The organism is Caballeronia sp. GAFFF2 (assembly GCF_023631485.1).
In the GTDB taxonomy this organism is placed as follows: Bacteria; Pseudomonadota; Gammaproteobacteria; order Burkholderiales; family Burkholderiaceae; genus Caballeronia.
In genome coordinates, this window is record NZ_JALQDA010000035.1 from 760,580 (window position 1) to 784,540 (window position 23,961).

Below are 23,961 nucleotides of genomic sequence, written 5' to 3' on the forward strand. Positions count from 1 at the left end.
GAAGCACCGTCGCTAGACAAGACCCCTTGCCGCAGAGAGACAAATGAAGAAAGGAAAACCCAAGCTCACCCGCGACGACGCCGAGCGTCTCTTCGAAGGTCTGCCGAAATCCAGCACGAGCGAGCGTAAATCCGGCCGGCCCGAGAATCCATTCGAAGCTGGCGCGTTCGAGCCTGTCGAGCGCATCGACGAAGAAGCCAAGCTCTGGAAAGACAACCTGATCACGCTGCCGATGGCGGTCGAGCTGCCCGCTGGCTATGAATCGGTCGCACGCATGCGCGATGCGATGGCACGAGCATGGCGCCTGAGATGGGTGAGGGAAAGCGGTCACGAAATCGTGACGGAATTTCCTGAAGGATGGTCGGCGCTTCGCCCGGAGAGCGGTCCTATCGAAGTGCGAGATCCGGCGGGCGTGGTGCGCGCCGTGTTTGGTTGGGCCAAGGATGCCGAGTTGCGAATCTTGCCGCGATATTCCCTTGAATCGCAGACCAACGGTTCAAATGGGCTGGGCAGTTTGCTCGTCCGCGATCGATCGAACGGTCAAATTCTCGAAAGATCGTCGACCTGGTCCGCGCAAAGTGGCACTAACCATCCCGATTGGACACGGCTGTCGACGTGGCTCAACTCGAATTATCCATTCCATCGCGATCCTTTACGGTACTGGGCAGACTGCGAGGGCAATCTTCAAGGCTAAGACACGGCTTGGCGCTTGATCGAATTTCTTTAGGGAATATCTTGCGACCTGTACGAGCGCGTCTTGCCGTGACACGCTAAGAAAGCACGCGCTTGGCATTAAAGCCCACGCGCCAGGCAAACGGAATCAAGCTATTTCGCTTAGCGCACAAAAAGGCCCAGCCACTAAGCGCTGGGCAATCCAGTGATTGAAGGCCACCGGAGGAGGATCTTGGAGACGAGGCGCACAAGACGATTGCGCGCCAGACCTTGAACGAAAACAACTGAACAGATTAGGAGCCAAAGAATACAGGCTTCATGCCGTCGTTGGCATCCGGACGGACGGAAGCGCTGATCTTGTGTCCCACGCGAGCCACTGCATGGTCGAAATTGCGCAGCGTATGGTGTGCGCCCGAAGCCGATGTGCCATCCGCGGCGCCGCCGACATCCGTTGCGTTATTGCCTTGGGCGTTCACACGAGCTTCCGCGGCTTGAATATTGGCCGGATATTGCGTTTGATCGCCGGTGGGGTTGTAGCCGGCTTTTTCGAGTTGAACCAGTTGCGCCTTCACTTCAGCGCGAGTCACCGGCTGGTTCGTTTTAGCGAACGACGACACGGCAGGGATTGCAAGAGCAGCGGCAACGATGAGCGATTGAACGAGTTTCATGATGCTTACCTCCAGGCTTCGTTTTTGCGCAAACACCCGTTTGCGTTTCAGTGCTTGAAGTCTAGGCGGCACGTGCTTGGGAATTAAGTGCGGACTGAACAAGTAATTATTGTTAAATACGCGTTAACCCTCAATAGCCGATGACGCCGTTGCATCGGACGCGCTCGCGTAAAATCGCCTTGCCGCCGTTCTTTCGTTCGAATGACAGGACACCCTATGTTGCAGCCGTTTGCATCCTCAGAACCGTTCACGATTGGCGTCGAACTGGAAGTCCAGGTCGTCAATACGCATGACTACAACCTGACGAAGGCGACCACGGAGTTGTTGAACCGCGTTCGAGAGGAAACCTTCGCGGGGGCCATCGACCCCGAGACGACCGAAGGGATGATCGAACTCTCCACTGGCGTGTGCCGGAACTTCGACCAGGTCAGTAACGAGTTGCAGGTGCTTCGCGATACGCTCGTTCGCGCCGCCGACTTTCTCAACGTCGGCGTATGCGGTGGCGGCACCAACTTCTTCCAGAATTGGTACGACCAACGTTCCGATGGACGCGAACGCTCCGAATATCTCATGGGCTTATACGGGGCGCTTTATCAGCAGTTCACCATCTTCGGTCAGCACGTGCATGTCGGTTGCCCGGACGCCGACTCGGCGCTCGTCCTACTGCACTCGCTCTCGCGCTACGTCCCGCACTTCATCGCGCTCGCCGCTTCTTCGCCGTTCGTGCAGGGCAGCGACACGCAGTTCCAGTGCGCAAGACTCAATTCGGTCGCGCCGTTCCCCTTGTCGGGCCAGGCGCCCTTCGTGACGAAGTGGAGCGAGTTCGAACAGTACTTCGAGCGCATGACCAACACGGGTCTCGTCAAGAGTCTGAAGGACTTTTACTGGGACATTCGTCCGAGTCCTGGATTCGGAACGATCGAAGTACGCGTCATGGATACGCCGTTACGCGTGGAACGAGCCGCCGCCATCGCAGCTTACATTCAGGCGCTTTCGCGCTATCTGCTGGTCGATAAACCCTTGACGCTGAGTGAACGCGACTACGAGGTTTATCGGACGAACCGGTTCATGGCTTGCCGCTTTGGTCTCGATGCAACATGCGTGAATCCGGAGACGGGGCAAAGCAAACCGATCAGAGACGACATCCTTGCCACGCTCGATGCGATCAGCGGCCACGCTCAGGCTCTCGGCGGCCAAGCAGGCCTCGAATCGATCAGGCGTGCGGTGACGAGCGGCACGAGCGATGCCACGTGGTTGCGCCGCGTCTATGGCGCGCATGACTCCTTGCATGAAGTCGTGCGGCAGCAATGTCAGATATGGCGTGGCGCGCAGACGCTCGAATGAACTCAAGGCAATGACTAAAGCGTTAGCCTGAAACCGCGCACCAGCACTCCTGGCAATTGCAGGCCGCCTGTCGAACGTTCGCCCCACGTCGAGTCGTTCAACAGCAGTTCGGGCGTGGCGCCTATCCGGTCGAGTTCGCTTCCTAGCAGCCGATAAAGGCTGTCGTCGAAGCGCATGGCTTCTATGGGCGCGACGATCTCGCCATGCTCGACCCAGAACGTGGCAAAGCGCGTCATGCCGGTCATGCGGCAATCCATCCGGTCGGAGAAGTTCACGTACCACAGGTTGCCGACATAAAGACCGGTGTCGAGCGCGGCGAGCACGTCGCTGTCGGCGAGATCGCCGCCTTGCATCGAAAGCGATATGGGCATCTCATTCGCGGGCGCGCCGTTGGGACGCAAGCCGTATTCGCGGGCTGTGCGCGCGCTGGTGAGTTGCTGCGCGCCGCGGCCGGCTCGAATCAGCGGGACGGTCTCGCGCTCGTAGCCGTCTTCACTAAAGCCCGGTGTAATGCCGAGACCGATGTCCTCGGTGAGCGTGACGCGTTCGTCCAGCGAAGCCTCGCCGCTATTCAGGCGATGAAACTCGCTACGCGATGTTGCCTGCTTGCGTGCCGAAAACGCCGTAAAGGACGCCGTGCCGATGAGTTCGGCAAGCGCGGCCGGCGCGAGCCATGCACGATAATTCCCCGGCGCAAGCGTGCGCGCGGGCCGGGCCAACACCGGCATGCGCGCCGCGGCCTCTTCGACTTTTCTTGCGAAGACTTCGTCGCTCCATTGCTCGCCCGCGTAGGTCGTCTTGATTGCGCGTCCGCTTGCATCGTAAAGCGACCAGCTGAAGTTGAAGTTGTCGAGTTCATGCCAGCCACGGCTCCCATTCGACGATGCAAAGCCGCGCGCCATCGATCCACCGGCATAGAAGCCGACGAAGTCGAGCCGTGCCGCGCATCGTTCGACCACGCTCAAGAGCGATTCGATCTTCGGCAGCGTGCCGCGTCGTCGGGTGGCCTGGGTCCATGTCGTCGTATCGACGAGCAAATGGGGATCGGCGCTGGCGTCTTCGAGCGCGGCCCGCAGCGCGGCGAGCGTCCCGGCGATGGCTTCGTCGTCGGTATGCGCGTCGCCGCTTATCGTGAGCGTGGAATAGGCCTGGCGCTCGTTCCTGATGAGCCGCAGCGTCAACGCGCCCTGCGAGACGTGCCCGATCTGACGGACCTTGCTTGCATTGAAGCGCACGAAGTCCGATTCCTCGGCGGCAAGTGTGGTCAATGCCACTTCGCCTGTGACGAGCCGACGCTCGACGACATCCGCGAGCCGCATGAAGCGATGTTCCCAGTTTGCCGCGGCGGCTGTCATCGCGTGCCTCCGAACACATCCACGTTGCTGAACACGCATGCAGGCGATGCATGGCCCACGCGCACGATCTGCATTGGCTCACCCTTGCCGCACATTGCCGTGCCGTAGATGCCGCGCGTTCCTTCGTTGCCGACCGCGACCAGGCTGCGCCAGAAATTCGCCGAAATGCCGCGATAGCCCGGTTGGCGAACCACTTGCGTAAGCCGGCCATTCTCGATCAGTTGCCCGAACTCGCAGCCGAATTGAAACTTGTTGCGATAGTCGTCGATGGACCACGAGGTGTTCGTGCGCATCAGAATGCCCTGTTCGATGTTCGCGATCATCTCGTCGAGCGTACTCTCGCCAGCTTCGATATTGAGGTTCGCCATCCGGTCGATAGGCGGGCGGTTCCAGCTCGATGCCCGCGAATTCGCGACCCCGCCGATGCCCGCGCGTTGTTGCGAGAGCGTGCCGCCGAGCGCGCGTTCGAGCACGCCGTTGCGGATCAGATGGTGTTTGCTCGCAGCGGCGCCGTCGTCGTCGAATGCGTAGGTTGCGACCTCAGCGGCCACATCGGGATCGAACGTCACGTTCAAGAGCGGCGAGCCGTATTGGTAGGTGCCGAAGAACTCGGGCTTCACGAAGCTCGATCCGGCGAAGTTGCGTTCGTCGCCGAGAATGCGGTCGAGTTCGAGCGGATGACCGATCGACTCATGGATTTGCAGCATCATCTGATCGGGCATGAGGAGCAGGTCGCGCACGCCGCTCGGGCAGTTCGGCGCGGCGAGAAGCGCGAGCGCTTCGTTGGCCAGCCGCTCGCCGGCGCCATCGAAAGCGAAGCGATCGAGGATTTCGACGCCGCCTTGCGCGATGGTTCCGTAATCGCCGCCCAGCGTGCGGACTTGGGTATCGCCGTGGGCGTGCGCCGCGACCGCCAATTGCGGCATGGCGAACCGGAAACGCTGCTCGATGCGAACGCCGTCGCTCGTGATCAAGGTTTGTTCGCTTTCGATGACCTGCATGGACGCGGTGCGCTCGACGATACGCGTGTCGATGCTCGCTGCGGCGCATTCTTCCGCGAGCCGTTCAAGCCATTCGCGCCGCGCCGGCAGCGTGGCCTCGATGCCGGGCGACGCGTATTCGCCGCTTTGCGATGGACGCGCGGCGAGCCTGTGATCGACGAGCGAGACGCGTGCGCTTGCCTTGGCGCGGCGCGTGGCGAGGTCGAGCGCCGCCTGCAAGCCAGCCGGGGACAAGTCGGCGGTCGCCGCATAGCCCGCGCCGGCGCCGTGCCATGCAGTGAGCATTGCGCCGCGATCGCGCGCGGTGCGAAGTGGCTGGATCACGTCGTTGCGGACCTTGTGATCGTCCGTGCGTTCATCGACGAAGCGCACCGAGTGGAAGTCCGCTTCGCTGGAAAGGGCGCGAACGTGCTCGTCGAGTGATGGACCGTTCATATCGCTTCCGTGTTTTTACCGTCGGGTGCGCAAATGCGTGCGCAGGCAGCGTTAATATGCCATGGCACGGACCAACGCACGCGCGTTTGCGGATGTGTATCCTCTCGATGTCGTCATTCGAGGATGCCCCTGTGAAATACCCACTCATACTGGGCTTCGCTATCGTCGCGCTGGATGTCGTCGTGTGGCGCGCGCGTCTGCCCGCGCAAGACCTCGCGCGGCTGTTCATACGGCTCGCGCTTTTCGTCGCGTTGAGCTGGGACCTCTTTTCCTCTGACCTGAATCCGTTCACTCAGGCGCCTTACGCTGCCGTCGTCGAATTGCACTGGCTTGGACAAGTGCTCGAAATCATCTGGTGGCTGACGGGCGCGCGGTTGCTCACGCTTTCGCTCGACACCTTGCTTTTGCCGCGCGCCTGGCGCAAGCAGCGGCTATTTTCAGATGTGTTCGGTGCGGTGGTCTTTCTCGCAGCGGCCGTGGCAGCGCTCGGCTTCGTGCTCGAATTGCCGGTACGCGGGCTCGTTGCGACGTCGGGCGCGCTCGCCATCGTGCTCGGTCTCGCCATTCAAAGCACGTTGAGCGACGTGTTCGCGGGCATCGTGCTCAACACCACGGAGCCTTATTCGGTTGGCGACTGGGTCTTGATCGATGACGTCGAAGGCAAAGTGATCGAAATGAATTGGCGCGCCACGCATTTGCTCACGGGCCAGGGCAATACGCTTATCGTGCCTAACGCGGTTGCATCGAAAGCCAAGATTTCGAATAACAGCAGGCCGGCGAACATCCACGGAATTTCTCTCATTCTCGAGATCGATCCCGAAGCCCGGCCAAAGACCGTGCTCGATGCCTTGGGCCGTGCCCTGACCGGCTGCAATGTCATTCTCGACAGCCCCGCACCTTATGCGCGGATGAAGCGTGCCACGCTCAATTCGGTGCAATACGAAGTCGTGGCGTTCGTCGATGACATGAACAAGAAGTCATCCGTATCCAACGAGTTGTTCGATCTTTGTTACCGGCATCTCGCGGCTTCGTCCGTGGCGCTGCGCGCGCTCGGCATTCCCGCGCCCGCCGTGACCGCGCACGATGCACGAGAAGCCTTGCTCAGACGCGTGAGCCTGTTCGACAGTCTGACGAGCGATGAAATAGAGCGGCTTGCCAAGCGGCTCTTGCGGCACGAGTATCAGGCAAGGCAGCAGATACTCGCGCCTGACACGGTGCCCGACAGTCTCTCTATCGTTCATTCGGGTGTGCTGTCGGTCACTTATCACGAAGCGACAGGAGATCGCGAAGTTGCCCGCGTCGGTCCCGGGGAGGCCTTCGGGGAGGCCGGGCTGCTTGCCGGTTTGCCGATGCACGTATCCATCTCGACGCTCACACCCGTAGTGCTATATCAACTCGGTAAGGACGATATGACGTCGTTCCTGAAAGATCATCGGGACGTCGCGAAGCAGTTGTGTCAGCTCCTCGCTTATCGTCAGGACAAGCTCGGCCAGTTGACGAATCCCATGCCGGTGGAAGAAGAAAAAGGCACATCGCTGTTTCAGTGGTTGTTGGACAAGGTCTGGTTTCGGCACGCGTTGCAAGAAGCTTCTCAGGTCAAGCAGACCGACAAGTCCGCTTAGAAGAGGCGTTTGAGCGAAGACACGTAGTCGCGTTGAACGAGGCCATCCGTTGGCATCTTTTGAAATCTCTTGGAGAGGTATCTCATGGGCGAATATAGGCAACTGCATACCGACGATGGCACCTTCGCCGTTTATGTCGAACTTCCCGCCAACACGCCGGCGCCCGCCGTCGTGGTACTGCCTGAAATTTTCGGCATCAACGCGGACATGCGGGAAACATGTCAGGAGTTGGCGAGGCAAGGATTCATCGCGCTGTGTCCCGATCTCTTCTGGCGGCTAGAACCGGGCGTCGAATTGAATAGCTGGTCCGAGGAGGAATGGAAAAAGGGCTTTGCGCTCTATCAGGCATTCGACATCGATCTGGGTGTTCGAGATGTCGGCGCCACGGTTGCCATGGGACGTGCCTTGCCCGAGTCGAACGGTAAGTGCGGGTTGATGGGCTTTTGCCTCGGCGGTCTGATGACTTTCCTGACGACCGCACGCGAGGGTGTCGATGCCGCCGCGGCTTATTACGGCGGTCAGACTGATCAGTACTTGGGCGAAGCAGACAGCATACGAGCGCCGATGATCATGCATCTCGGTACCGAAGACGAATTCATATCGACGGATGCACAGGCCGCAATCAAGGCGGCGATGAAGGACAGGACGAATGTGACGGTGTACGCGTATCCCGGATGCAGTCATGCGTTCGCGCGGCACACAGGTTTGCATTACGATGCGGCCGCGGCAGAGCTTGCGAATGAACGGACCTATGACTTGTTTCGGCGCGAGCTGGCGGGGACTTGAGTTGTCGGGCTGCGTGTCGGTGGAGGTCTTTGGCATCGGTGGAAATGTTCGCCATCATCGCCAGGCACACGCACTCACCGCACGGCTTCGACTTACCACTTACGCCATTGCGTCCCGCTTCGCGACACACAACTCGATGAACCGCTGCACCGGCTGCGTAAGCGTCGCCCCACGCCGCGTGGCAATTCCATAAGGCGCGCCTGTCCTGTCGATTCGTATGGGCAGCACCGCCACCAGTCCATGTTCCTCGAAGTATCTCGCCACCTTGAGCGGCATCAATCCCACCGTCCCCGCGCCGGAGCGCAAGAGCGACAAGGTCGCGAACGTCGATGACGTCTCGATCGCATAGCGCGGGAAGGGCACTTGCGCATCGTCGAATAGCTGTTCGAGAAGCGAGCGCATTGGCAGGGTGGCCTGAGGGACGATCCACGGATTCTCGCCGATGCCCGCGAACGTCACGTTCGCGTCCGTGGCCAGCGGGTCCGCGCCATCGACGACGAAACACACTTCCTCCACTTCGAGCGGAATGAAGTCGTAAGCCTCGGGATGAACGCTGATGCTCGGCCGACCGATCACGAGATCGAGCAGCCGCTGATCGAGCATCGACAAGAGCCGCGCACTGTTGTCCTCCCAGACCTCGACGGAAATATCCGGCTGAATGCCCCGCAACTCTCGCAGCACGGGCGTGAGCCATACGGGGACCGAGCCCATGACCGCGCCGACCGCGAGCGTGCCGCCGCCGCCGCGCAAGAGGGCCGCGAGTTCATCGCGTAATGCGCCGATCTCCGAACGGACCGCGCGCGCATGGCGAATCACACAGCGGCCGAGTTCGTTCGGCACGATGCCGCGCGGCGAGCGCGCGAAAAGCTCCGCGCCGAACAAAGACTCGATCTCGCGCAGCGACTTGGTCGTGGCGGGCTGTGAAAGCGAGACCTGATGCGCCGCCTTGCGCAGCGAGCCGTGGTCGTCCAGCGCGATCAACAACGCAATGTGATTGCCGCGCAATCTACGCAAAATCGCATCGATACTGGTTATCACCGATATAACTCCAGCCTGTCACCTGATCCGAAGGTTTCATTATCTGGCCAGGGCGTTCTCTCCCTACACTGGCTCAGACGTCGCCGCCCATGCTCGGCCACGCGGCTCGATCATAGCCGCATTGATCGACGAACGAGCAAGCGAACAAGCGGGCGGCGTGATGAATCATGCATCCCTATGGAGAGAAGCAAATTGAAAAGAATCGGTATCGACGTCGGCGGCACCTTCACCGATGTCGTGATGGTGGATGACCAAACGGGGCAAATCTGGTCGACCAAGGTGCCGACGACGCCGAAGGATCGCGTCGTCGGAACGATCGAAGGCTTTCTCAAGATTCTGGAGCTTTCAGGCACGCAAAGCGAAGACGTCGCCTTTCTCGGCCACGGCACGACGATGGCGACCAACATGGTCGTGGAAGGCACGGGCGCTAAAACCGCACTCGTCACGACGCGCGGCTTTCGCGACATCCTCGAACTGCGGCGCGTGTCGCGTCACGACCGCGCGGATCTATACGATCTGCTGTTCGACAATCCGCGTCCGCTCGTCGAGCGGCGCTGGCGGCTCGAAGTCGGCGAGCGTCTGCGTTACGACGGCAGCATGGAAATGCCGCTCGATCACGCCGGACTCGAAGCCCTTGCCGCACAGATTCGCGAGTCGGATATCGAAGCCGTCGCCGTGTGCTTCCTGCATGCGCATGTGAATCCGCAGCACGAGCGCGAAGCCGTCGATACGTTGCGCCGCTTGCTGCCCGACCGCTTCATTTGCGCATCGCACGAGGTCAATCCCGAATCGATGGAATACGAGCGCACGAGCTCGACCGTCATCAACGCAATGCTCGGTCCGGTCTGCGGCCGGTATATCGGCAGGCTCATCAACACGCTCGCGCAACACGGCTTCGCAGGCAAGTTCCTCTTCATGCAGTCGAACGGCGGTCTGGCAAGCCCCGCGATGGTCGCCGACAAGCCGATCGTGCTGCTCGAATCCGGTCCCGCGGGCGGCGTTTCCGCGGCCATTCGCAACTGCGAGAAAAGCGATCTCAAGAACGCGATTCTCGGCGACATGGGCGGCACCACGTTCGACGTATCGCTGATCCGCGAGTTTCGGCCGGAGCTGCGCAACAAAAGCCTGCTGCATACCTATACCGTGCGCTCGCCGAGCATCGATATCGACTCGGTGGGCGCGGGCGGCGGCTCTATCGTCTGGATCGATGCGGGCGGCGGCGTGCGGATCGGTCCCGAAAGCGCGGGCGCGGATCCGGGCCCTGCGTGCTATGGGCGCGGCGGCACGCGTCCGACCGTGACCGACTGCAACCTCGTGCTCGGCTATATCGATCCCGACAGCTTCCTCGGTGGCGAATTCAAACTGGACGCACAGGCGGCGTGGCGCGTGGTCGAAGAGGTCATCGCCAAGCCGCTCGGCGTCTCGGTGCCGGAAGCTGCGCAAGTCGTGCGCTCGGTGGCCAATGCACTGATGGCCCAAGCCATCCGCATCATGACGGTGGAACGCGGCTACGATCCGCGCGAATTTTCGTACATCTGTTACGGCGGCGCGGGGCCGGTGCACGCGGTCGATCTGGCGCACGAGATGGGCATTCGAAGAGTCGTGATTCCGCCGCTGCCGGGGCTTTTCAGCGCGTTCGGCATGACGGTCGCGGACCAGCAATACGACTATCAGCGCCCGCTGGAAAGCGATCTCGCGATGATCGACGACGCCACCTTGCAGCATGCGCTCGACGAACTCACCGCCGAAGGCATGCAAGAGCTGCAACGTCATGGTGTCGACGCAGACGGCGTGAAAGTGGTGCGTCTCGCGGATTGCCGCTATGCCGGTCAGCCCGATGTCATCACCGTCGAAGTGCAGGACGATGCACAAGGCATTCGCGCCGCGCTTGCGCAAACCTTCGAAACGGCGCATCAGCGGCAATGGAATTTCATCAGTAAGGACAAGCCGGTCGTGGTCGCCAACGTGCGTCTGCAACTCGTCACGACGACGGGCTGGCGCGGCGGCGTCGCAAGCAGCAAGGGCGGCGCGATGCCGAAGCCGGTGCGTACGCGCGAGGTCTATTTCGACGGCGGCGTGCGCACGCTTCCCGTGTTCGCGCGCATGGAGATTCCCATAGGCGCGACGATCGAAGGGCCCGCCGTCATCGAAGAGCACAGCAGTTGCGCCGTGCTCAAGGCGTCGCACGTCGCGCGTGTCGATCCCGATCTGAATCTCGTCATCGAACTGGCAGCCTGAATAAACGGACATCCTCATGGATATTGTTACTTACGAAATCATCCGCAGCAGTCTCTTTGCCGTCGCGCGTGAAATGAAGATCGCGATGATGCGCACCGCCGGCAGCCCGCTCATGCATGCGAGCGGCGACTCGTCCGCCGCGATCTTCGACGCCGACATGCAGCTCGTCGCGCAAGGCAACGACATTCCGACGATGCTCGGCTCCGCCGTCATCTCGACGCGCGTCTCGGTGGAGGCGATGGGACGCGAGAACTTGCGCCCCGGAGATGTCATCGTCAGCAACGACGCGTATGTCGGCGGCGGCAATCATCAACCGGACGTGCAGTTCACGCGCCCCGTTTTCGCCGATGGCAAGATCGTCGCCTTCGTGATGACGCGCGGCCACTGGACCGATATCGGCGGGCAGTCTCCGGGCAGCTATACGGTCACCACATGGGACGTGTTCGCGGAAGGTATCCGCATTCCGCCGGTGTTTCTGTATCGCAATGACGAGCCTGTGCAGGACATGCTCAACCTGCTCACGCGCAATAGCCGCAATGCGCACGAGTTACGGCTCGACATTCAGGCGCAATACGCGGGCACGTTCGTCGGCGACCGGCGTATCGGCGATCTGGTTGCGAAGTATGGCGCCGATGCCTTGCGCGACGTGATGAGCCAGAGCCTCGATCACTCGGAGAAGCTGATTCGCGCGGAAATAGCGCGTATTCCCGATGGCGTCTACGAAGCCGAGGAGTATCTCGATCCGATCGAAGCGCCGGGCTGGAAACAGGAGCGTCCGCTTCTCAAGGTCAAGGTGACGAAGACGGGCGATCACATCACGTTCGATTACACCGGCACCGGCGCGCAAGTGCGCGGCGGCATCAACTGTCCGCTGTCGGTCACCTGCAACAGCACCTGGTTCACGGTAAAGGCGCTGACCGACCCGGGCATTCCGATCAATCAGGGTTGCTATCGACCGGTGACGATCATCGCGCCCGAAGGCAGCGTGCTGAACTGCCGCTATCCGGCCTCGGTCGTGTCGGGCAATACGGAAACGTCGCCACGCGTGATCGATCTGCTTCTGAAGGCACTCGCGCCCGCGGTGCCCAAGCGCATCACGGGGCAAAGCAACTGCGCGTCGTGCGCGGGCATCTTCAGCGGACGCGACACGGACCCGGCGCGCATTGGCCGCACCGGCCAGGAGTTCGTCACGATGCACGACGTCCACGCGGGCGGCATGGGCGCGCGCGCCGAGAAGGATGGCGTGAGCGGTGTGCGTGTGTACGTGGGCAACGCGGGCAGCCAGTCCATCGAGATGATCGAGGCGACATCGCCGCTCGTCGTCGAGGAATGGTCGCTCGTGACCGACAGCGGCGGCGCGGGACGCAGACGCGGCGGCCTGACGTCGCGGCGCGTCTATCGCGTCGAATACGACGAGGCGACCTTCACCGTCTCCGGCGAACGCGGACGCTCGGCGCCCGAAGGCCATTTTGGCGGGATGGCGGGCACGCGCTTTCAATGCATCGTGCAGCGGGCGGACGGCAGCGAGCACGCGGTAGCTGCGAAGGGCGGACAGACGGTGGTGTATCGCGGCGATCGCGTGTCGGTGCAGCCGGCAGGCAGCGGTGGTTATGGCGATCCGCACGAGCGCGATCCGTTGCTCGTGGCAGCCGATATCGCCGATGGCTACGTCAGCGCCGAAGCCGCCGCGCAACGTTACGGTCCGAGCGCACAGCCGGCAGCGGAAGAGCCGGCAGTCGCATCGCTCGCGGTGGCGGCGGAATGAGCGCGGGCGAAGCCATGAGCCCGACCTTGCCGCTCGCGGGCGTGTGCGTGGTCGAGATCGGCCATAGTCTTGCCGCGCCCTATGCGGGCATGATCCTCGGCTCGTTGGGCGCGGAGGTCATCAAGATCGAAAGCGCGGAAGGCGGCGACTATGCGCGCGACTGGGGCCCGCCCTTCGTCGATGGCGCCGCCGCGCTGTTTCATGCGGTGAACCACGGCAAGAAGAGCATTGCGATGACGCTATCGAATCGCGACGACGCGGAGGCATTGCGTGCGCTGATCGAGCGCCGCGCCGATGTCGTTCTGCAGAATCTCAAGGCCGGCGGCACGGAGAAGTACGGCCTAGGCGGCGAGCAGATGCTGCGCATGAAGCCCTCGCTCGTCTATTGCAATCTCGGCGCGTTCGGCACGGCGGGACCGCTGCGCGACAAGCCCGGCTACGATCCGCTCGTGCAGGCGCTTTCGGGTCTCATGAGTTTTCTGGGGCAGCCGGGCGAGCCGCTCTCGCGCATACCGGTGTCGGTCAACGACATGGGCACCGGCTTGTGGGCGGCAATCGGCGTGCTGGCCGCGCTCTTCCGACGCCAGGCGACGGGCGTGGGCGAGGTCGTCACCGTGTCGCTGTACGAAACCGCGATCAGCTGGGCCGGCATTCAGATCGCGGATTATCTCGCCTCAGGCGTGCTGCCGGGCCGCTGGGGATCGGGAACGGCTGCCATCGTGCCGCATCAGGCGTTCGAATGCGCGGATGGCACGATCATGGTCGCGGCCGGTAACGACCGATTGTTCCGCCGCCTTTGCACCGTATTGTCTATCCCGACACTCGCCGACGATGCGCGCTTCGTGACCAACGGCGCGCGCGTGAGCCATCGCGTCGCGCTCATCGACTTGCTGCATCTCGAGTTTCGCAAGCACGGCACCGCGCACTGGCTCGAAGCGCTCGACGGGGCGGGCATTCCGTGCGGGCCCATCCAGACCATCGATCAGGTGGTCGCGCACGAGCAGACGAAAGCGCTCGACCTCTTGCGCACGACCGACGATGGCGCGGCCACGGTCGTCGGCGTGCCGATATCGTTCGGCGGGGCACGGCCCGCGCATGTGGGCGTCACGCCCAAGCTCGGCGAACATAACCATCTGTTGGCGAAGACGCCACTGGAGACATCTTGAAACTCGCATCGCAACTTGGCGGCGCGCTCGACACGCTGTCGCTCGAAGACATCGATCAGCAAATTCTCGTCGTCACCCTGAACCGCCCGAATGTGTCGAACGCGATCAGCACGACGATGGGACAGGAGATCATTCGCGTTTTCGGCGCGCTTGAAGCCGATCCCACGCTCTATCGCTGCGTCATTCTGACGGGCGCGGGAGAGCGTGCGTTTTGCGGCGGCGCGGATCTCAAGGAACGCGAAGGCATGACCGACGAGCACTTCGGCGTGCAGCACTATCTGTTCGAACGCATGAACCGCGCGATCACCTATTGCCCCGTGCCGATCATCTGCGCGGCGAACGGCGCGGCGGTCGCGGGCGGGCTCGAACTGCTGCTCGCCTGCGATTTCGCGTATGCATCGGAACATGCCGTATTCGGCTTCACCGAAGTGAAGCGCGGCATCATGCCGGGCGGCGGCGGCACGCAGCAATTGCCGCGCACCATCGGCGCCCGCCGCGCGAAGGAACTGATTTTCCGGGGAGCGAAATTCACGGCGCAGGAAGCATTGGCGTGGGGCGTCGTCAATCGTCTTTGCGAGCCGGGCCGCGTGCTCGCCGATGCCATCGACGCCGCCCGCGACATCTGCACGAGCGCACCGCTGTCCGTCGCGCAAGCCAAGAAGGCGGTCGACCTCGGCATGCAGGGCGACTTGCGCACGGGCCTTTATCTGGAAATCGAAGCCTATAACCGGCTGATTCCGACGGCAGACCGTCTAGAAGGCATCAGCGCGTACAACGAGAAGCGCGCACCGCGATTCAAGGGCGTTTAGTTCGAACGCAACAGCCGGCATACCTATACCCGGATAACCGGAGGAGACAGACATGACCCCCAACATCGGCAGCTTCGACATGCCGAAAGCCGAAGCGACGTATGGCAAGATCACGCGCCGGCTCATCCCGTTCCTGTTCCTGTGCTATGTGTTCGCGTTTCTCGACCGCATCAACATAGGCATTGCGCAGCTCGACATGAAGCACGATGTCGGCTTCAGCGATCTCACATACAGCATCGGCGCGGGCATCTTCTTCCTCGGCTACGTGCTGATGGAAGTGCCGAGCAACTTGCTCTTGGCGCGCATCGGTGTGAAGCGGACGTTCTCACGCATCATGATCCTGTGGGGCTTGATCGCGGCGGGCACGGCATTCGTCACGCTGCCTTCGCATCTCTACACCGTGCGCTTCTTTCTTGGGCTTGCCGAAGCGGGGCTTTATCCGGGCGTGATCTTTTATCTCACGCGCTGGTATCCGGTCGAACGGCGCGCCAAGGTCATCGCGCTCTTCACGTGTGCAACGGGCATTGCGGGCTTGTTCGGCGGGCCGCTGTCCGGTGCGCTCATGACGTACTTCAACGGCTACTTCGGTCTGCACGGCTGGCAATGGATGTTTATCGTGCAAGGCTTGCCCGCGACCGTGCTGGGCGTGGTGGCGTTCTTTTATCTCGATGACGGCCCGCAGCAGGCGAAGTGGCTCACGGAAAGCGAAAAGGCCGTCGTGCTCGCGGATATCCGCAAGAGTTCGAGCGTGTCGGCGAAGCACGAGGAGCACACCTTCGGACGCACGCTCACGGACTTTCGCGTCTACGTGATGGGCTTCGTGTGGTTCACGCAGATTGCCGGCGTGTTCGCCATCGGCTTCTGGCTGCCGACGCTCATCAAGAGCGCGGGCGTGTCGAGCGCGTTGCAGATCGGCTGCTATTCCGCCATTCCGTATTTCGTGAGTTGGGTCGCGCTCATCATGCTCAACCGTCATTCGGACCGCACGATGGAGCGGCGCTGGCATTGCGCCATCGCCATGATCTTCGGTGCTGCGGGACTCGTCGTCGCGGCGTTCACGACCGGCAATCTCGCGCTGTCGCTTGCGGCGCTCTCGGTGGCGACCGCGGGCATACTCGCGCCCAACCCGCTCATCTGGGCAATCTCGACGGATTACATCCGTGGCAGCGGCGCGGCGGGCGGCGTGGCGGTGATCAATTGCGTGGGTCTGCTCGGCGGCTTCGTGAGCCCGATGATCATCGGCTCCATCAAGACGATGACCAACAGCATGGCAGGCGGCCTTGGCGCGATTGCCACGCTGATGGTGCTCGGCGCCATCGCGGCTGTCGTGCTTGCGCCGTCCACATCGAGCGCGCCCGTGAGCGAAGGACGCGCCGAGGAAGGCGGTGAACGCGTACCGGATGCAACCATCTGAACGAAGGGAGTGAAAATGAAAGATGTAGCAGTACAGATACGTGAAGTCGGCTTGCGCGACGGCCTCCAGATGGTCCGCACCATTCTCGGCGCCGCGCAAAAACTCGAATGGTGCGCGCGCATGGTGGATGCGGGCGTGACCGATATCGAAGTGACGTCCTTCGTGCCGCCGAAGATCGTGCCGCAATTTGCCGATGCGGTCGAGGTGGCGACGGGCGCGCTTGCCATCGACGGATTGCACGCGGCAGCGCTCGTGCCGAACCTGAAGGGAGCGCAGCGTGCCTTCGATGTCGGCTTGAACAAGGTCCACTACGTGCTGTCCGCGAGCAACGAGCACAACCTGAAGAACGTTCGGCGCAGCACGGCGGAATCCGTCGAAGACTTCGTGCGCATTGCGGCGGCGCGCGATGAACTCGGCCGGCGCGTCGTGCTGGGCGCAGGCGTGGCGACGGCGTTCGGCTGCACCATTGCCGGTGAGGTGGATGAAGGCATCGTGCTCGGGCTGGTCGAAACGTTGATCGAGGCGGGCGCGCAGGAAATCACCATCGCCGATACGGTCGGCTATGCGAATCCCGCGCAGGTCTATGCGCTCATGCGTCGCGTCATGGAGCTTGCGGGGCCCTTGCCGGTTGCGTGTCATTTCCACGATACACGCGGACTCGGTTTGGCCAACGTTATGGCCGCACTCGATGCGGGTGTGCGTGCGTTCGACTCTTCGCTCGGCGGACTCGGCGGATGTCCGTTCGCGCCGAACGCCACGGGCAACATCAACACCGAAGACACGGTGTTCATGCTCGAAGCGCAGGGCATGACCACGGGCATCGACATAGACAAGTTGCTGGCGATACGCGAGACGATTGCCGCGTGGTTGCCGGGCGAACCATTCACAGGCGCCATTGCGCGTGCAGGCTTGCCGAAGACGTTCGTGCGAGCAGGGGAAGCAGTGGCGGCTTAGGGCTCGCCGCTGTCATTCACCCTCATGCTCACCCTCACGCGTTCGAGGCCAGCCTCTCCAGCAGATCGACGAGCAGATCCGGCGCGAGCACCATCGCGTCGTGTCCCGTGTCGATGGTCTCCCAATTCCACGCGGGCAAACCCTTGATGCGTTCGCGCACGGGTTCGAGCGTCTCGTATGAAGGGTTCGTGCAATGCACGTAGGTACACGGCAGCCCATTGCCGAGCGGATGCTGTAAGTCGAGCGGCGTGGTGTAGGTTGCGAGCGGGTGAGGCGTCAGGCGCCTTTGCACCCACGCGGCGCGTGCATGATCTTCCGGAATTCCGGTGCCCTTCAATCCGTTGACGGGCATCGCCAGCGGCTGATCGCTCGCCTGAACGGATTCCATGCGCTCGCGCACCACCTCCGGCGGTAACACATCGAAAGCAGCTTGCCTGTTATCGACGAGCAACGCGTCCAACATGACGAGCGAACGTATTGCGTGAGGCATGCGGTCCGCGACGCCCGAAGCCACCAGTCCGCCGAAGCTGTGACCTACCATGACGATGTTCAAGAGCTCTTCGGCATCGATCAGATTCTTTATATCTTCGATGCAGACATCAAGCGACGTCGCGGCTTCCAGCAGATGCCGCCGTTCACCCAGCCCCGTCAGTGTCGGCGCGAAGACGCGATGACCGCGCGCGATCAGCTTGTCGGCGACGAAGCGCCAGCACCAGCCGCCATGCCACGCGCCATGAATGAGGACGAAGGTGTATCGCGGTGCGGTGGGACGAACCTGCTCTGCCGATGAATCATGCATCGATGTCTGGCTCCGGAAACGGTCATGCGTGAACGTCAGCACTGAAGGCTGCATTCTGCGACGGCTGCGCGTGAGTTGTAAAGCGCGAATAGCCAGTGAATCCGCGCTGCGTGTCATCACGTTCGATACTGGTTATCACCGATATAACCCGCGCATCTCACCTGATCGGAAGGTTTCATTATCTCGCCTGAGCGCGGCCTCTTTACACTGGACCGGTCCAAGGTTCCGCGCAGCGGCAGCCGATTGAAAGCCGCGCAGACGTCGGGATAGAGAGAGACACTATCGAACGAAGGAGACACGCTGTGAATCGTACCTTTGTTGAACCCGAGCCGGCGGTATCCGACGAATCATCAACCGTCTCGACGTCAAGCGCCGAAGAGCGGGCGCTCTATCTGCGCGTCACGCTTCGCATCGTGCCGTTGTTGTTCGTTTGCTACGTCGTGGCTTTTCTGGACCGCATCAATGTCGGCTTTGCGAAACTGCAGATGCAGGACGCGCTCGGTTTCAGCGACAGCGTCTACGGCCTCGGCGCCGGCATCTTCTTTCTCTCGTACTGTCTGCTGGAAGTACCGAGCGCCATGTTGCTCAGGCGGGTGGGCGCCAAGAAGACGATTGCGCGCATCATGATCTGCTGGGGAATCGTCGGCATGTGCACGGCGTTCGTGACGAACGTCACCGAGTTCTACGCCGTGCGGTTGCTGCTCGGCGTCTTCGAGGCGGGCTTCTTTCCAGGCGTCATCTTTTATCTGAGCTCGTGGTTTCCGGAGAAGCGGCGCGGCGTGATCATCGCCTGCTTCATGGTCGGCTTTCCGGTCGCGGGTCTGGTTGGCGGTCCCGTCTCGGGATGGGCGATGACGCAACTCGCGCATGTCGCCAACATGGCGGGATGGCAATGGCTTTATATCGTCGAGGCGTTGCCTGCCGTGGCGCTTGGCATCGTCACGTTGTTCTTGCTGGACGACAATATCGACAAGGCGCGCTGGCTTAGCGAATCGGAAAAGAAAGTGCTTCGCGACGGCTTTCTCGTCGAGACCGAACGCAAGCGCAAGAATGAACATCGCGGTCACGGACGCCTTGCGGATGCGCTTGCGGACCCAAAGGTCTATATGCTTGCCTTCATCGACTTTGCGTTTGTCTGCGGAACGTATTCGGTGACTTTCTGGCTTCCTACCGTCATGAAAGATTCAGGCATCTCGAACCTCTCGCAATTGGGCTGGCTTTCGACGATTCCCTACGCCATGGGCGCTATCGGCATGGTGGCTATCAGCCGCAGTTCCGACCGCATGCTCGAACGGCGCTGGCACGCGGCCTGCGCCGGTGTCGTGGGTGCGGTGGCGTTGCTTCTCGTGTCGCATCCGACGAACTCGCCGGCCTTGACCGTCACCTTGCTGACCTTCGCATCGATCGGCATCTTCGCGACCAACGTGCTGATCTGGTCGCTCGCCGCGGATTATCTTCATGGCTCGCCTGCTGCGGCGGCAAGCATTGCGTTCGTCAATTGCATCGGCTTGCTCAGCGGCTTTTGCAGCCCATTCGTGATCGGCTGGCTCAAGACGATGACCGGCACGCTCGTGAGCGGCCTCTACGTGATGACGGCGATACTCGTCCTCGGGATCATCGTCATGCTCGTAGGGTTCAAGCCGCAGACAAGCAAGCCGGTTTGAGATGACCGACACGTTCTCCATACGTTCTCACGAAAACACGACGTTCATGCACAAGATCGCCATTCTCGATGACTTCCAGAATACCTCGCTCAAGTTCGGCAACTGGAACGGCTTGCGAGAGCACGCCGAAATCGATGTGTTCACCGACCATATCGATGACGAAGCGGAACTCATCGAACGTCTTCGGCCGTATGACATTCTCTGCGTCATGCGCGAGCGCACCCGCTTCACGCGAAACGTCCTGTCGAAGCTCGAGAACCTGAAGCTGCTTGCGAGCACGGGGCCGTGGAATGCGGCTATCGATATCGAAGCCGCCGACGAACTCGGTATCACGGTCTGCGCGACGGCTTCTTCGTTGACGGCTGCGGCGGAGCACACCTGGGCGCTCATCCTCGCGGCGGCGCGCCACATTCCCAGCGAGGCGGCTTCGTTTCGCGAAGGAGGCTGGCAAGTGTCGGTCGGCCGCGATCTCAACGGCAAGACGATCGGTCTTCTCGGGCTGGGTTATTCCGGCAGCGTGACCGCCCGCGTGGCACAGGCGTTCGGCATGAAGACGATTGCGTGGAGCCAGAACATGACGCCGGAGGCGGCCGCCAAGCATGGCGCGACCTATGTGACAAAGGAAGAACTGCTTGCACGAAGCGATATTCTTTCCATTCACGTCCGCTTGTCGGAGCGCACGCGAGACCTGATAGGCGCGGCGGAACTCGCCACCATGAAGCCGAATGCGCTTTTGGTGAACACGGCGCGCGGACCCATCGTCAACGAACGAGCGTTGATCGACGCGTTGCAGCGCGGACAGATTGCGGGCGCGGCGCTCGATGTCTACGATATGGAGCCACTGCCCGCCGGGCATCCGCTTCGCTCGATGAGCAACGTGATCGCGACATCCCACATCGGTTACGTGACCGAGGACTCGTACGCCATCTACTATGGCGAATCGGTCGAGAATATTCGCGCGTGGATCGAAGGCAAGCCCATTCGAGTGATCACCGCCGACAAGCGAGAGATTGGCTACGAGCCTGCGGTCGGCGTTTGAAGCGTACTTGCCTCGACGCTGCGCGAGGCCGTTCGAGCTGCCGCGGTGTCGCGAAACGGCTTCATCTCAGTCGGCGTAGGACGGGTCTTCCTTGTCCAGAATGCGCTTCATCTCTTCGAAGTGCGCGAGGGAGAAATCCGCGATGCCTTCCCAGTCGCGCGCCGTCTTCTCGGCGACTTCTGGCGACAGCAGTTTCAGCGGTTGTCCCGTTGCATACGCCATGCACAGAATCTGGCAGGCGCGTTCGAGCGTGTACATGTCGTCATACGCTTCACCAACGGTCGAAGATGTCACCATGACGCCGTGATTTCCCATCATCAAGCGCGACTTGTCACCGAGTAGGCCGGCCAGACGCGCGCCTTCTGCCGCGGTGTCGGCCATGCCACCGAAGGACGTATCGAGCGCAACGCGATTGAAGTAACGCGCCGTGTTTTGTTCGACCGGCTTGATCTCCGGGTCGGCGAGACATGCGAGCGCGGTAGCGTGAATCGGATGCAGATGCATCGCCACGCGGATATGCGGAGCGAGCTTGTGAAGCTGTCCGTGGATGGCCCACGCGGTGGGATCGATATCGTTGCGGCCGGCCAGGTCGTCGGCGTCGTCGGCATCGAGCAACAGCAGGTCGCTTGCGCGGATGCGCGAGAAATGCACCCACTTCGGGTTCATCAGAAACTTGCGTCCATCTGGCGATACGGCCGCGCTGAAGTGATTCGCGACGGCCTCGTGCATGCCCAGCCGGGCGAAGCATCGGAATGCGGCAGCTAGATCGATACGAAGCTGGCGTTCGTTCATGAGTCGGGTATCCGGTGTCGAGGTGAGGGGTTCGAAGTCATGCGTATGAAGGCAAGTGGTCGTGCATGTCTGTCGAGCTCGGCGCCCGATCGACGATTAAGCACCTCCAACTACGCATCGCGCGCCCATCGAATGCGTCAAGGCGGGAAGCGTATTCTCCAATCAACAAACACCGCCCGACGCTCACAACCGTCCCAACAACTCCGCCTTCTTCGAAGCGTACTCTTCATCGCTAAGAATTCCTTTAGCGTGCAATTGAGCGAGCTTCTCGATGGTGGCAAACACATCCGACTCTGCCGCCGATGACCGAGCACTCACCGCCGCCTCCTGCACAGGCAAGCCCCCGCTTGAGGAGACAACAGGAAGGCTCCCGACATCGACCAAACCGTGCTGGCTTCCAAACGTAAGAGACGCACCGTGCGACTGCTGCTGCGAGAAGCCGCCGATCTCGTGATCGAGCGTGTCGTAGAGCGTCGTCTTTCCGTTCACTTCTATCGCCAGGCGTTTGGCTTGAGAGAAGAATGCGTAGCGCACGCCGTTCTGTGCGCCGGTGCTATTCGGCGAGCCTAGATCGGCGGGCCACCAGTTGTCGAAGTTGCTCGTATCGGCGGGAACGAAGAGACTCACCGAGCCGACGGGGCCGGCTGCAGTCTGCTGTCGATGACCATCACCATCGTGATGCTGATGCTGCACGCCCTGGCTCTGCGACTGAAAACTGCCGCTGCGAATCAGGTCGGGCTGACTGGCGATCAGGCCAGAAAGCTCGGAGCACAAGCCGTTCACCTGACCCTTCAGGTGGTTGTTGAACAGGTCCGAGACCATAGTCATGCCACCCAGCATCCACTGGCCGGAACCTCCGAACTCAGGGTGGCTGAATTGCGCCATGCCGCCGTTTCCCCGAATCACGGATTCGAGCATGCTCATCACGGCATCGGTGCTAAAGCCGTGTCGCCGGGCAATTTCTCCGATGATTTGCTCGCCAGCCGGAGTCAATTTTTGCATGATGTTCGCTCCCAAGGTTTCCTGTGACCTTATCACGTGGGAGAGTCGGGCGTGGTTTGCGCTGGCTTCAACCTCTTGCGACCAAAGCGGCGCCGCGCATGACTAAAAGTGCCGCTACTTCCGGTGGCATTGCGGCGAAATGCAACTACCAGTCCACCCGTTTCCATGCAACAAACGACGCGCGCCTAAAACGTCCGGCCTTCCACCAAATGCGTCTTCACGCCATTGAGCACGTAGTCGCCCACGACCTTCGCCTTATGATGCAGGGGGTTATGGCTGAAGATCGTGCGCAGATTGCGCCAGTGCCGATCGAAGTTATGTTTGCGCGAAGTCGCGGACGCGCCGCCCGCATCGAAGAGACGCTCGCCCGCCTGCAAGGCCAGCTTGCCGACGACGATCTGCGTGCGCGCCGTGGCGAGCGCGCTTTGCAGCACGAGTTCATCCGCGGCCGGATCGGCATTGCGGATGGCGTTCGACGACACATCGAGCGTGCGCGCGTTGTCCCGCACCAGCACATCGATCGTGTGACTCAACGCCGATAGTTCGCCCACCACCTGCTGAATGAACACGTCCTCGCGGGCCGTGGCCGCGGTGGAGTGCATGACCGGCCGCCCATGTCCCGTGACATAGCCGCGCGCATCGGACACGACATTGCGCACGATCCCCGCCGCCACCGCGACGAGGTGCAGCTGCCGATACGCGCCGCCGTGCCGGCCGACGAGCGACGGATAGCCTTTTTCGATCACTTCGCTTGCGTCCACCTTCACGTTATCGAACACCACGCTGCCGCTTGCCGTCATGCGCTGACCCATGCCGTCCCAGTCGTCGAGCACTTCGAGTCCTTCCGTGCGTACCGGAATGATGGCCGTCACGCCTTTGCCGTTTTCATCGACCAGATTGGTGCGCACGAAGTCGGCGTACGCCGTGCCGGTCGTGTAGTACTTCTTGCCCGTGACGCGGAAGTGGTCGCCCTCGCGCCGCAATGCCGTTTCGATTTCGCCCGCGCGCGCCGTGCCCTGTTCGCCCGATGCGCCGCCGAACAACCCGCCTTCGACGATACGGCGCACTTGCCGGTCGTGAAACGGCGTGTCCGGTGCAAGACGCATGGATTCGGCGACATCGAAATGCACGCGCAACGCATGCGCGACGTTCGACTCGGCAGCCGCGAGCGTCGTGACGACGTGAATAGCGTCTTCGAGCGAGCCGCCCAGTCCGCCGCGTTCGGCGGGTATGCGCAACGCGCCGAGGCCCGAACGGCGGAACGCGTCGAAGGCCTCGAACGGCAGTTCCCGGCGCAGCTCGCGCTGGGCGGCATCGGCGCCGATTTCGTCGGCGAGTGCGGGCAGGGCGGCGAGTGCGTCGGAGAGTCGTCTGGAAGTGCTCATGGTGGAGTCGTGG

Annotated in this window: 20 protein-coding genes; 12 read left to right on the forward strand and 8 right to left on the reverse strand. The window is 61.9% G+C overall.

The window, feature by feature from the left end; genetic code table 11:
* Positions 1 to 43: 43 nt before the first annotated feature.
* Positions 44 to 694 (forward strand): hypothetical protein, encoded by a 651-nt coding sequence (locus NCT04_RS29520; protein ID WP_250469386.1) that lies wholly within the window; start codon positions 44 to 46, stop codon positions 692 to 694.
* A gap of 271 nt (positions 695 to 965) precedes the next feature.
* Here the strand turns inward: NCT04_RS29520 and NCT04_RS29525 are convergent, their stop codons facing one another.
* Positions 966 to 1,340, reverse strand: coding sequence for a DUF4148 domain-containing protein (locus tag NCT04_RS29525; protein WP_250469517.1), 375 nt, complete (start codon positions 1,338 to 1,340; stop codon positions 966 to 968).
* 216 nt (positions 1,341 to 1,556) lie between these two features.
* Here NCT04_RS29525 and NCT04_RS29530 point away from each other — a divergent pair, with 216 nt between their 5' ends.
* Positions 1,557 to 2,684: a YbdK family carboxylate-amine ligase gene (locus NCT04_RS29530; protein ID WP_250469388.1), complete on the forward strand. Its 1,128-nt coding sequence runs from the start codon at positions 1,557 to 1,559 to the stop codon at positions 2,682 to 2,684.
* A gap of 14 nt (positions 2,685 to 2,698) precedes the next feature.
* On the opposite strand, the gene NCT04_RS29535 is transcribed toward NCT04_RS29530, so the two are convergent.
* Positions 2,699 to 4,039 carry a TldD/PmbA family protein gene (locus tag NCT04_RS29535; protein WP_250469389.1) on the reverse strand — a complete coding sequence of 447 codons (1,341 nt, stop codon included), beginning with the start codon at positions 4,037 to 4,039 and terminating at the stop codon, positions 2,699 to 2,701.
* Positions 4,036 to 5,475: a TldD/PmbA family protein gene (locus NCT04_RS29540; protein ID WP_250469391.1), complete on the reverse strand. Its 1,440-nt coding sequence runs from the start codon at positions 5,473 to 5,475 to the stop codon at positions 4,036 to 4,038. Before NCT04_RS29540 ends, NCT04_RS29535 begins: the two co-directional genes overlap by 4 nt.
* A gap of 131 nt (positions 5,476 to 5,606) precedes the next feature.
* Here NCT04_RS29540 and NCT04_RS29545 point away from each other — a divergent pair, with 131 nt between their 5' ends.
* Both NCT04_RS29545 and NCT04_RS29550 read left to right on the forward strand, forming a co-directional pair.
* Positions 5,607 to 7,097: a mechanosensitive ion channel domain-containing protein gene (locus NCT04_RS29545; RefSeq protein WP_250469393.1), complete on the forward strand. Its 1,491-nt coding sequence runs from the start codon at positions 5,607 to 5,609 to the stop codon at positions 7,095 to 7,097.
* A gap of 84 nt (positions 7,098 to 7,181) precedes the next feature.
* Complete coding sequence (locus NCT04_RS29550; RefSeq protein ID WP_250469395.1) at positions 7,182 to 7,883, forward strand: dienelactone hydrolase family protein; 702 nt, start codon at positions 7,182 to 7,184, stop codon at positions 7,881 to 7,883.
* A 99-nt stretch (positions 7,884 to 7,982) separates the two neighbouring features.
* Here the strand turns inward: NCT04_RS29550 and NCT04_RS29555 are convergent, their stop codons facing one another.
* A complete protein-coding gene (locus NCT04_RS29555; RefSeq protein ID WP_250469397.1) occupies positions 7,983 to 8,921 on the reverse strand; it encodes a LysR family transcriptional regulator in 939 nt (312 codons plus the stop codon).
* 192 nt (positions 8,922 to 9,113) lie between these two features.
* On the opposite strand from NCT04_RS29555, the gene NCT04_RS29560 reads away from it, so the two are divergent.
* Genes NCT04_RS29560 through NCT04_RS29585 form a run of 6 tightly spaced genes read left to right on the forward strand, consistent with a single transcriptional unit; the run spans position 9,114 to position 17,267 of the window.
* Complete coding sequence (locus NCT04_RS29560; protein ID WP_250469399.1) at positions 9,114 to 11,159, forward strand: hydantoinase/oxoprolinase family protein; 2,046 nt, start codon at positions 9,114 to 9,116, stop codon at positions 11,157 to 11,159.
* Positions 11,160 to 11,175: 16 nt separating this feature from the next.
* Positions 11,176 to 12,924: a hydantoinase B/oxoprolinase family protein gene (locus NCT04_RS29565; RefSeq protein ID WP_244830748.1), complete on the forward strand. Its 1,749-nt coding sequence runs from the start codon at positions 11,176 to 11,178 to the stop codon at positions 12,922 to 12,924.
* Complete coding sequence (locus NCT04_RS29570; protein WP_250469400.1) at positions 12,921 to 14,090, forward strand: CaiB/BaiF CoA transferase family protein; 1,170 nt, start codon at positions 12,921 to 12,923, stop codon at positions 14,088 to 14,090. Before NCT04_RS29565 ends, NCT04_RS29570 begins: the two co-directional genes overlap by 4 nt.
* A complete protein-coding gene (locus NCT04_RS29575; protein WP_244830744.1) occupies positions 14,087 to 14,899 on the forward strand; it encodes an enoyl-CoA hydratase-related protein in 813 nt (270 codons plus the stop codon). The genes NCT04_RS29570 and NCT04_RS29575 overlap by 4 nt, the downstream gene beginning before the upstream one ends.
* Before the next feature lie 52 nt (positions 14,900 to 14,951).
* Positions 14,952 to 16,313: an MFS transporter gene (locus NCT04_RS29580; RefSeq protein WP_244830742.1), complete on the forward strand. Its 1,362-nt coding sequence runs from the start codon at positions 14,952 to 14,954 to the stop codon at positions 16,311 to 16,313.
* Between the two features lie 15 nt (positions 16,314 to 16,328).
* On the forward strand, positions 16,329 to 17,267 hold the full coding sequence (locus NCT04_RS29585; RefSeq protein ID WP_244830740.1) for a hydroxymethylglutaryl-CoA lyase: 939 nt from the start codon (positions 16,329 to 16,331) through the stop codon (positions 17,265 to 17,267).
* A 34-nt stretch (positions 17,268 to 17,301) separates the two neighbouring features.
* Here the strand turns inward: NCT04_RS29585 and NCT04_RS29590 are convergent, their stop codons facing one another.
* Entirely contained in the window at positions 17,302 to 18,066 is a 765-nt protein-coding gene (locus tag NCT04_RS29590) for an alpha/beta fold hydrolase (RefSeq protein WP_250469402.1), read from the reverse strand.
* A 302-nt stretch (positions 18,067 to 18,368) separates the two neighbouring features.
* Here NCT04_RS29590 and NCT04_RS29595 point away from each other — a divergent pair, with 302 nt between their 5' ends.
* Together NCT04_RS29595 and NCT04_RS29600 are read left to right on the forward strand one after the other, a co-directional pair.
* A complete protein-coding gene (locus tag NCT04_RS29595) occupies positions 18,369 to 19,730 on the forward strand; it encodes an MFS transporter (protein WP_250469404.1) in 1,362 nt (453 codons plus the stop codon).
* A gap of 46 nt (positions 19,731 to 19,776) precedes the next feature.
* Positions 19,777 to 20,769, forward strand: a complete 993-nt coding sequence (locus NCT04_RS29600; RefSeq protein WP_250469518.1) for a D-2-hydroxyacid dehydrogenase family protein — start codon at positions 19,777 to 19,779, stop codon at positions 20,767 to 20,769.
* 66 nt (positions 20,770 to 20,835) lie between these two features.
* Here the strand turns inward: NCT04_RS29600 and NCT04_RS29605 are convergent, their stop codons facing one another.
* The 3 genes from NCT04_RS29605 to NCT04_RS29615 all read right to left on the reverse strand — a co-directional run bounded on the left by NCT04_RS29605 (position 20,836) and on the right by NCT04_RS29615 (position 23,948).
* The gene (locus NCT04_RS29605) at positions 20,836 to 21,561 is read right to left on the reverse strand and encodes a class II aldolase and adducin N-terminal domain-containing protein (protein WP_250469406.1); all 726 of its coding nucleotides are present in this window, start codon (positions 21,559 to 21,561) and stop codon (positions 20,836 to 20,838) included.
* 183 nt (positions 21,562 to 21,744) lie between these two features.
* A complete protein-coding gene (locus tag NCT04_RS29610) occupies positions 21,745 to 22,563 on the reverse strand; it encodes an SHOCT domain-containing protein (protein WP_250469407.1) in 819 nt (272 codons plus the stop codon).
* A 185-nt stretch (positions 22,564 to 22,748) separates the two neighbouring features.
* Positions 22,749 to 23,948: an acyl-CoA dehydrogenase family protein gene (locus NCT04_RS29615; protein WP_250469409.1), complete on the reverse strand. Its 1,200-nt coding sequence runs from the start codon at positions 23,946 to 23,948 to the stop codon at positions 22,749 to 22,751.
* Positions 23,949 to 23,961: the final 13 nt, after the last annotated feature.

What these genes read in the sequence shown, in the direction of transcription:
- NCT04_RS29580 (WP_244830742.1), top strand. Translation starts at nt 14,952, where the DNA reads ATGACCCCCAACATCGGCAGCTTCGACATGCCGAAAGCCGAAGCGACG.
- NCT04_RS29520 (WP_250469386.1), top strand. Translation starts at nt 44, where the DNA reads ATGAAGAAAGGAAAACCCAAGCTCACCCGCGACGACGCCGAGCGTCTC.
- NCT04_RS29590 (WP_250469402.1), bottom strand. Translation starts at nt 18,066, where the DNA reads ATGCATGATTCATCGGCAGAGCAGGTTCGTCCCACCGCACCGCGATAC.
- NCT04_RS29570 (WP_250469400.1), top strand. Translation starts at nt 12,921, where the DNA reads ATGAGCGCGGGCGAAGCCATGAGCCCGACCTTGCCGCTCGCGGGCGTG.
- NCT04_RS29565 (WP_244830748.1), top strand. Translation starts at nt 11,176, where the DNA reads ATGGATATTGTTACTTACGAAATCATCCGCAGCAGTCTCTTTGCCGTC.
- NCT04_RS29585 (WP_244830740.1), top strand. Translation starts at nt 16,329, where the DNA reads ATGAAAGATGTAGCAGTACAGATACGTGAAGTCGGCTTGCGCGACGGC.
- NCT04_RS29525 (WP_250469517.1), bottom strand. Translation starts at nt 1,340, where the DNA reads ATGAAACTCGTTCAATCGCTCATCGTTGCCGCTGCTCTTGCAATCCCT.
- NCT04_RS29610 (WP_250469407.1), bottom strand. Translation starts at nt 22,563, where the DNA reads ATGCAAAAATTGACTCCGGCTGGCGAGCAAATCATCGGAGAAATTGCC.
- NCT04_RS29540 (WP_250469391.1), bottom strand. Translation starts at nt 5,475, where the DNA reads ATGAACGGTCCATCACTCGACGAGCACGTTCGCGCCCTTTCCAGCGAA.
- NCT04_RS29600 (WP_250469518.1), top strand. Translation starts at nt 19,777, where the DNA reads ATGCACAAGATCGCCATTCTCGATGACTTCCAGAATACCTCGCTCAAG.
- NCT04_RS29550 (WP_250469395.1), top strand. Translation starts at nt 7,182, where the DNA reads ATGGGCGAATATAGGCAACTGCATACCGACGATGGCACCTTCGCCGTT.
- NCT04_RS29535 (WP_250469389.1), bottom strand. Translation starts at nt 4,039, where the DNA reads ATGACAGCCGCCGCGGCAAACTGGGAACATCGCTTCATGCGGCTCGCG.
- NCT04_RS29605 (WP_250469406.1), bottom strand. Translation starts at nt 21,561, where the DNA reads ATGAACGAACGCCAGCTTCGTATCGATCTAGCTGCCGCATTCCGATGC.
- NCT04_RS29530 (WP_250469388.1), top strand. Translation starts at nt 1,557, where the DNA reads ATGTTGCAGCCGTTTGCATCCTCAGAACCGTTCACGATTGGCGTCGAA.
- NCT04_RS29615 (WP_250469409.1), bottom strand. Translation starts at nt 23,948, where the DNA reads ATGAGCACTTCCAGACGACTCTCCGACGCACTCGCCGCCCTGCCCGCA.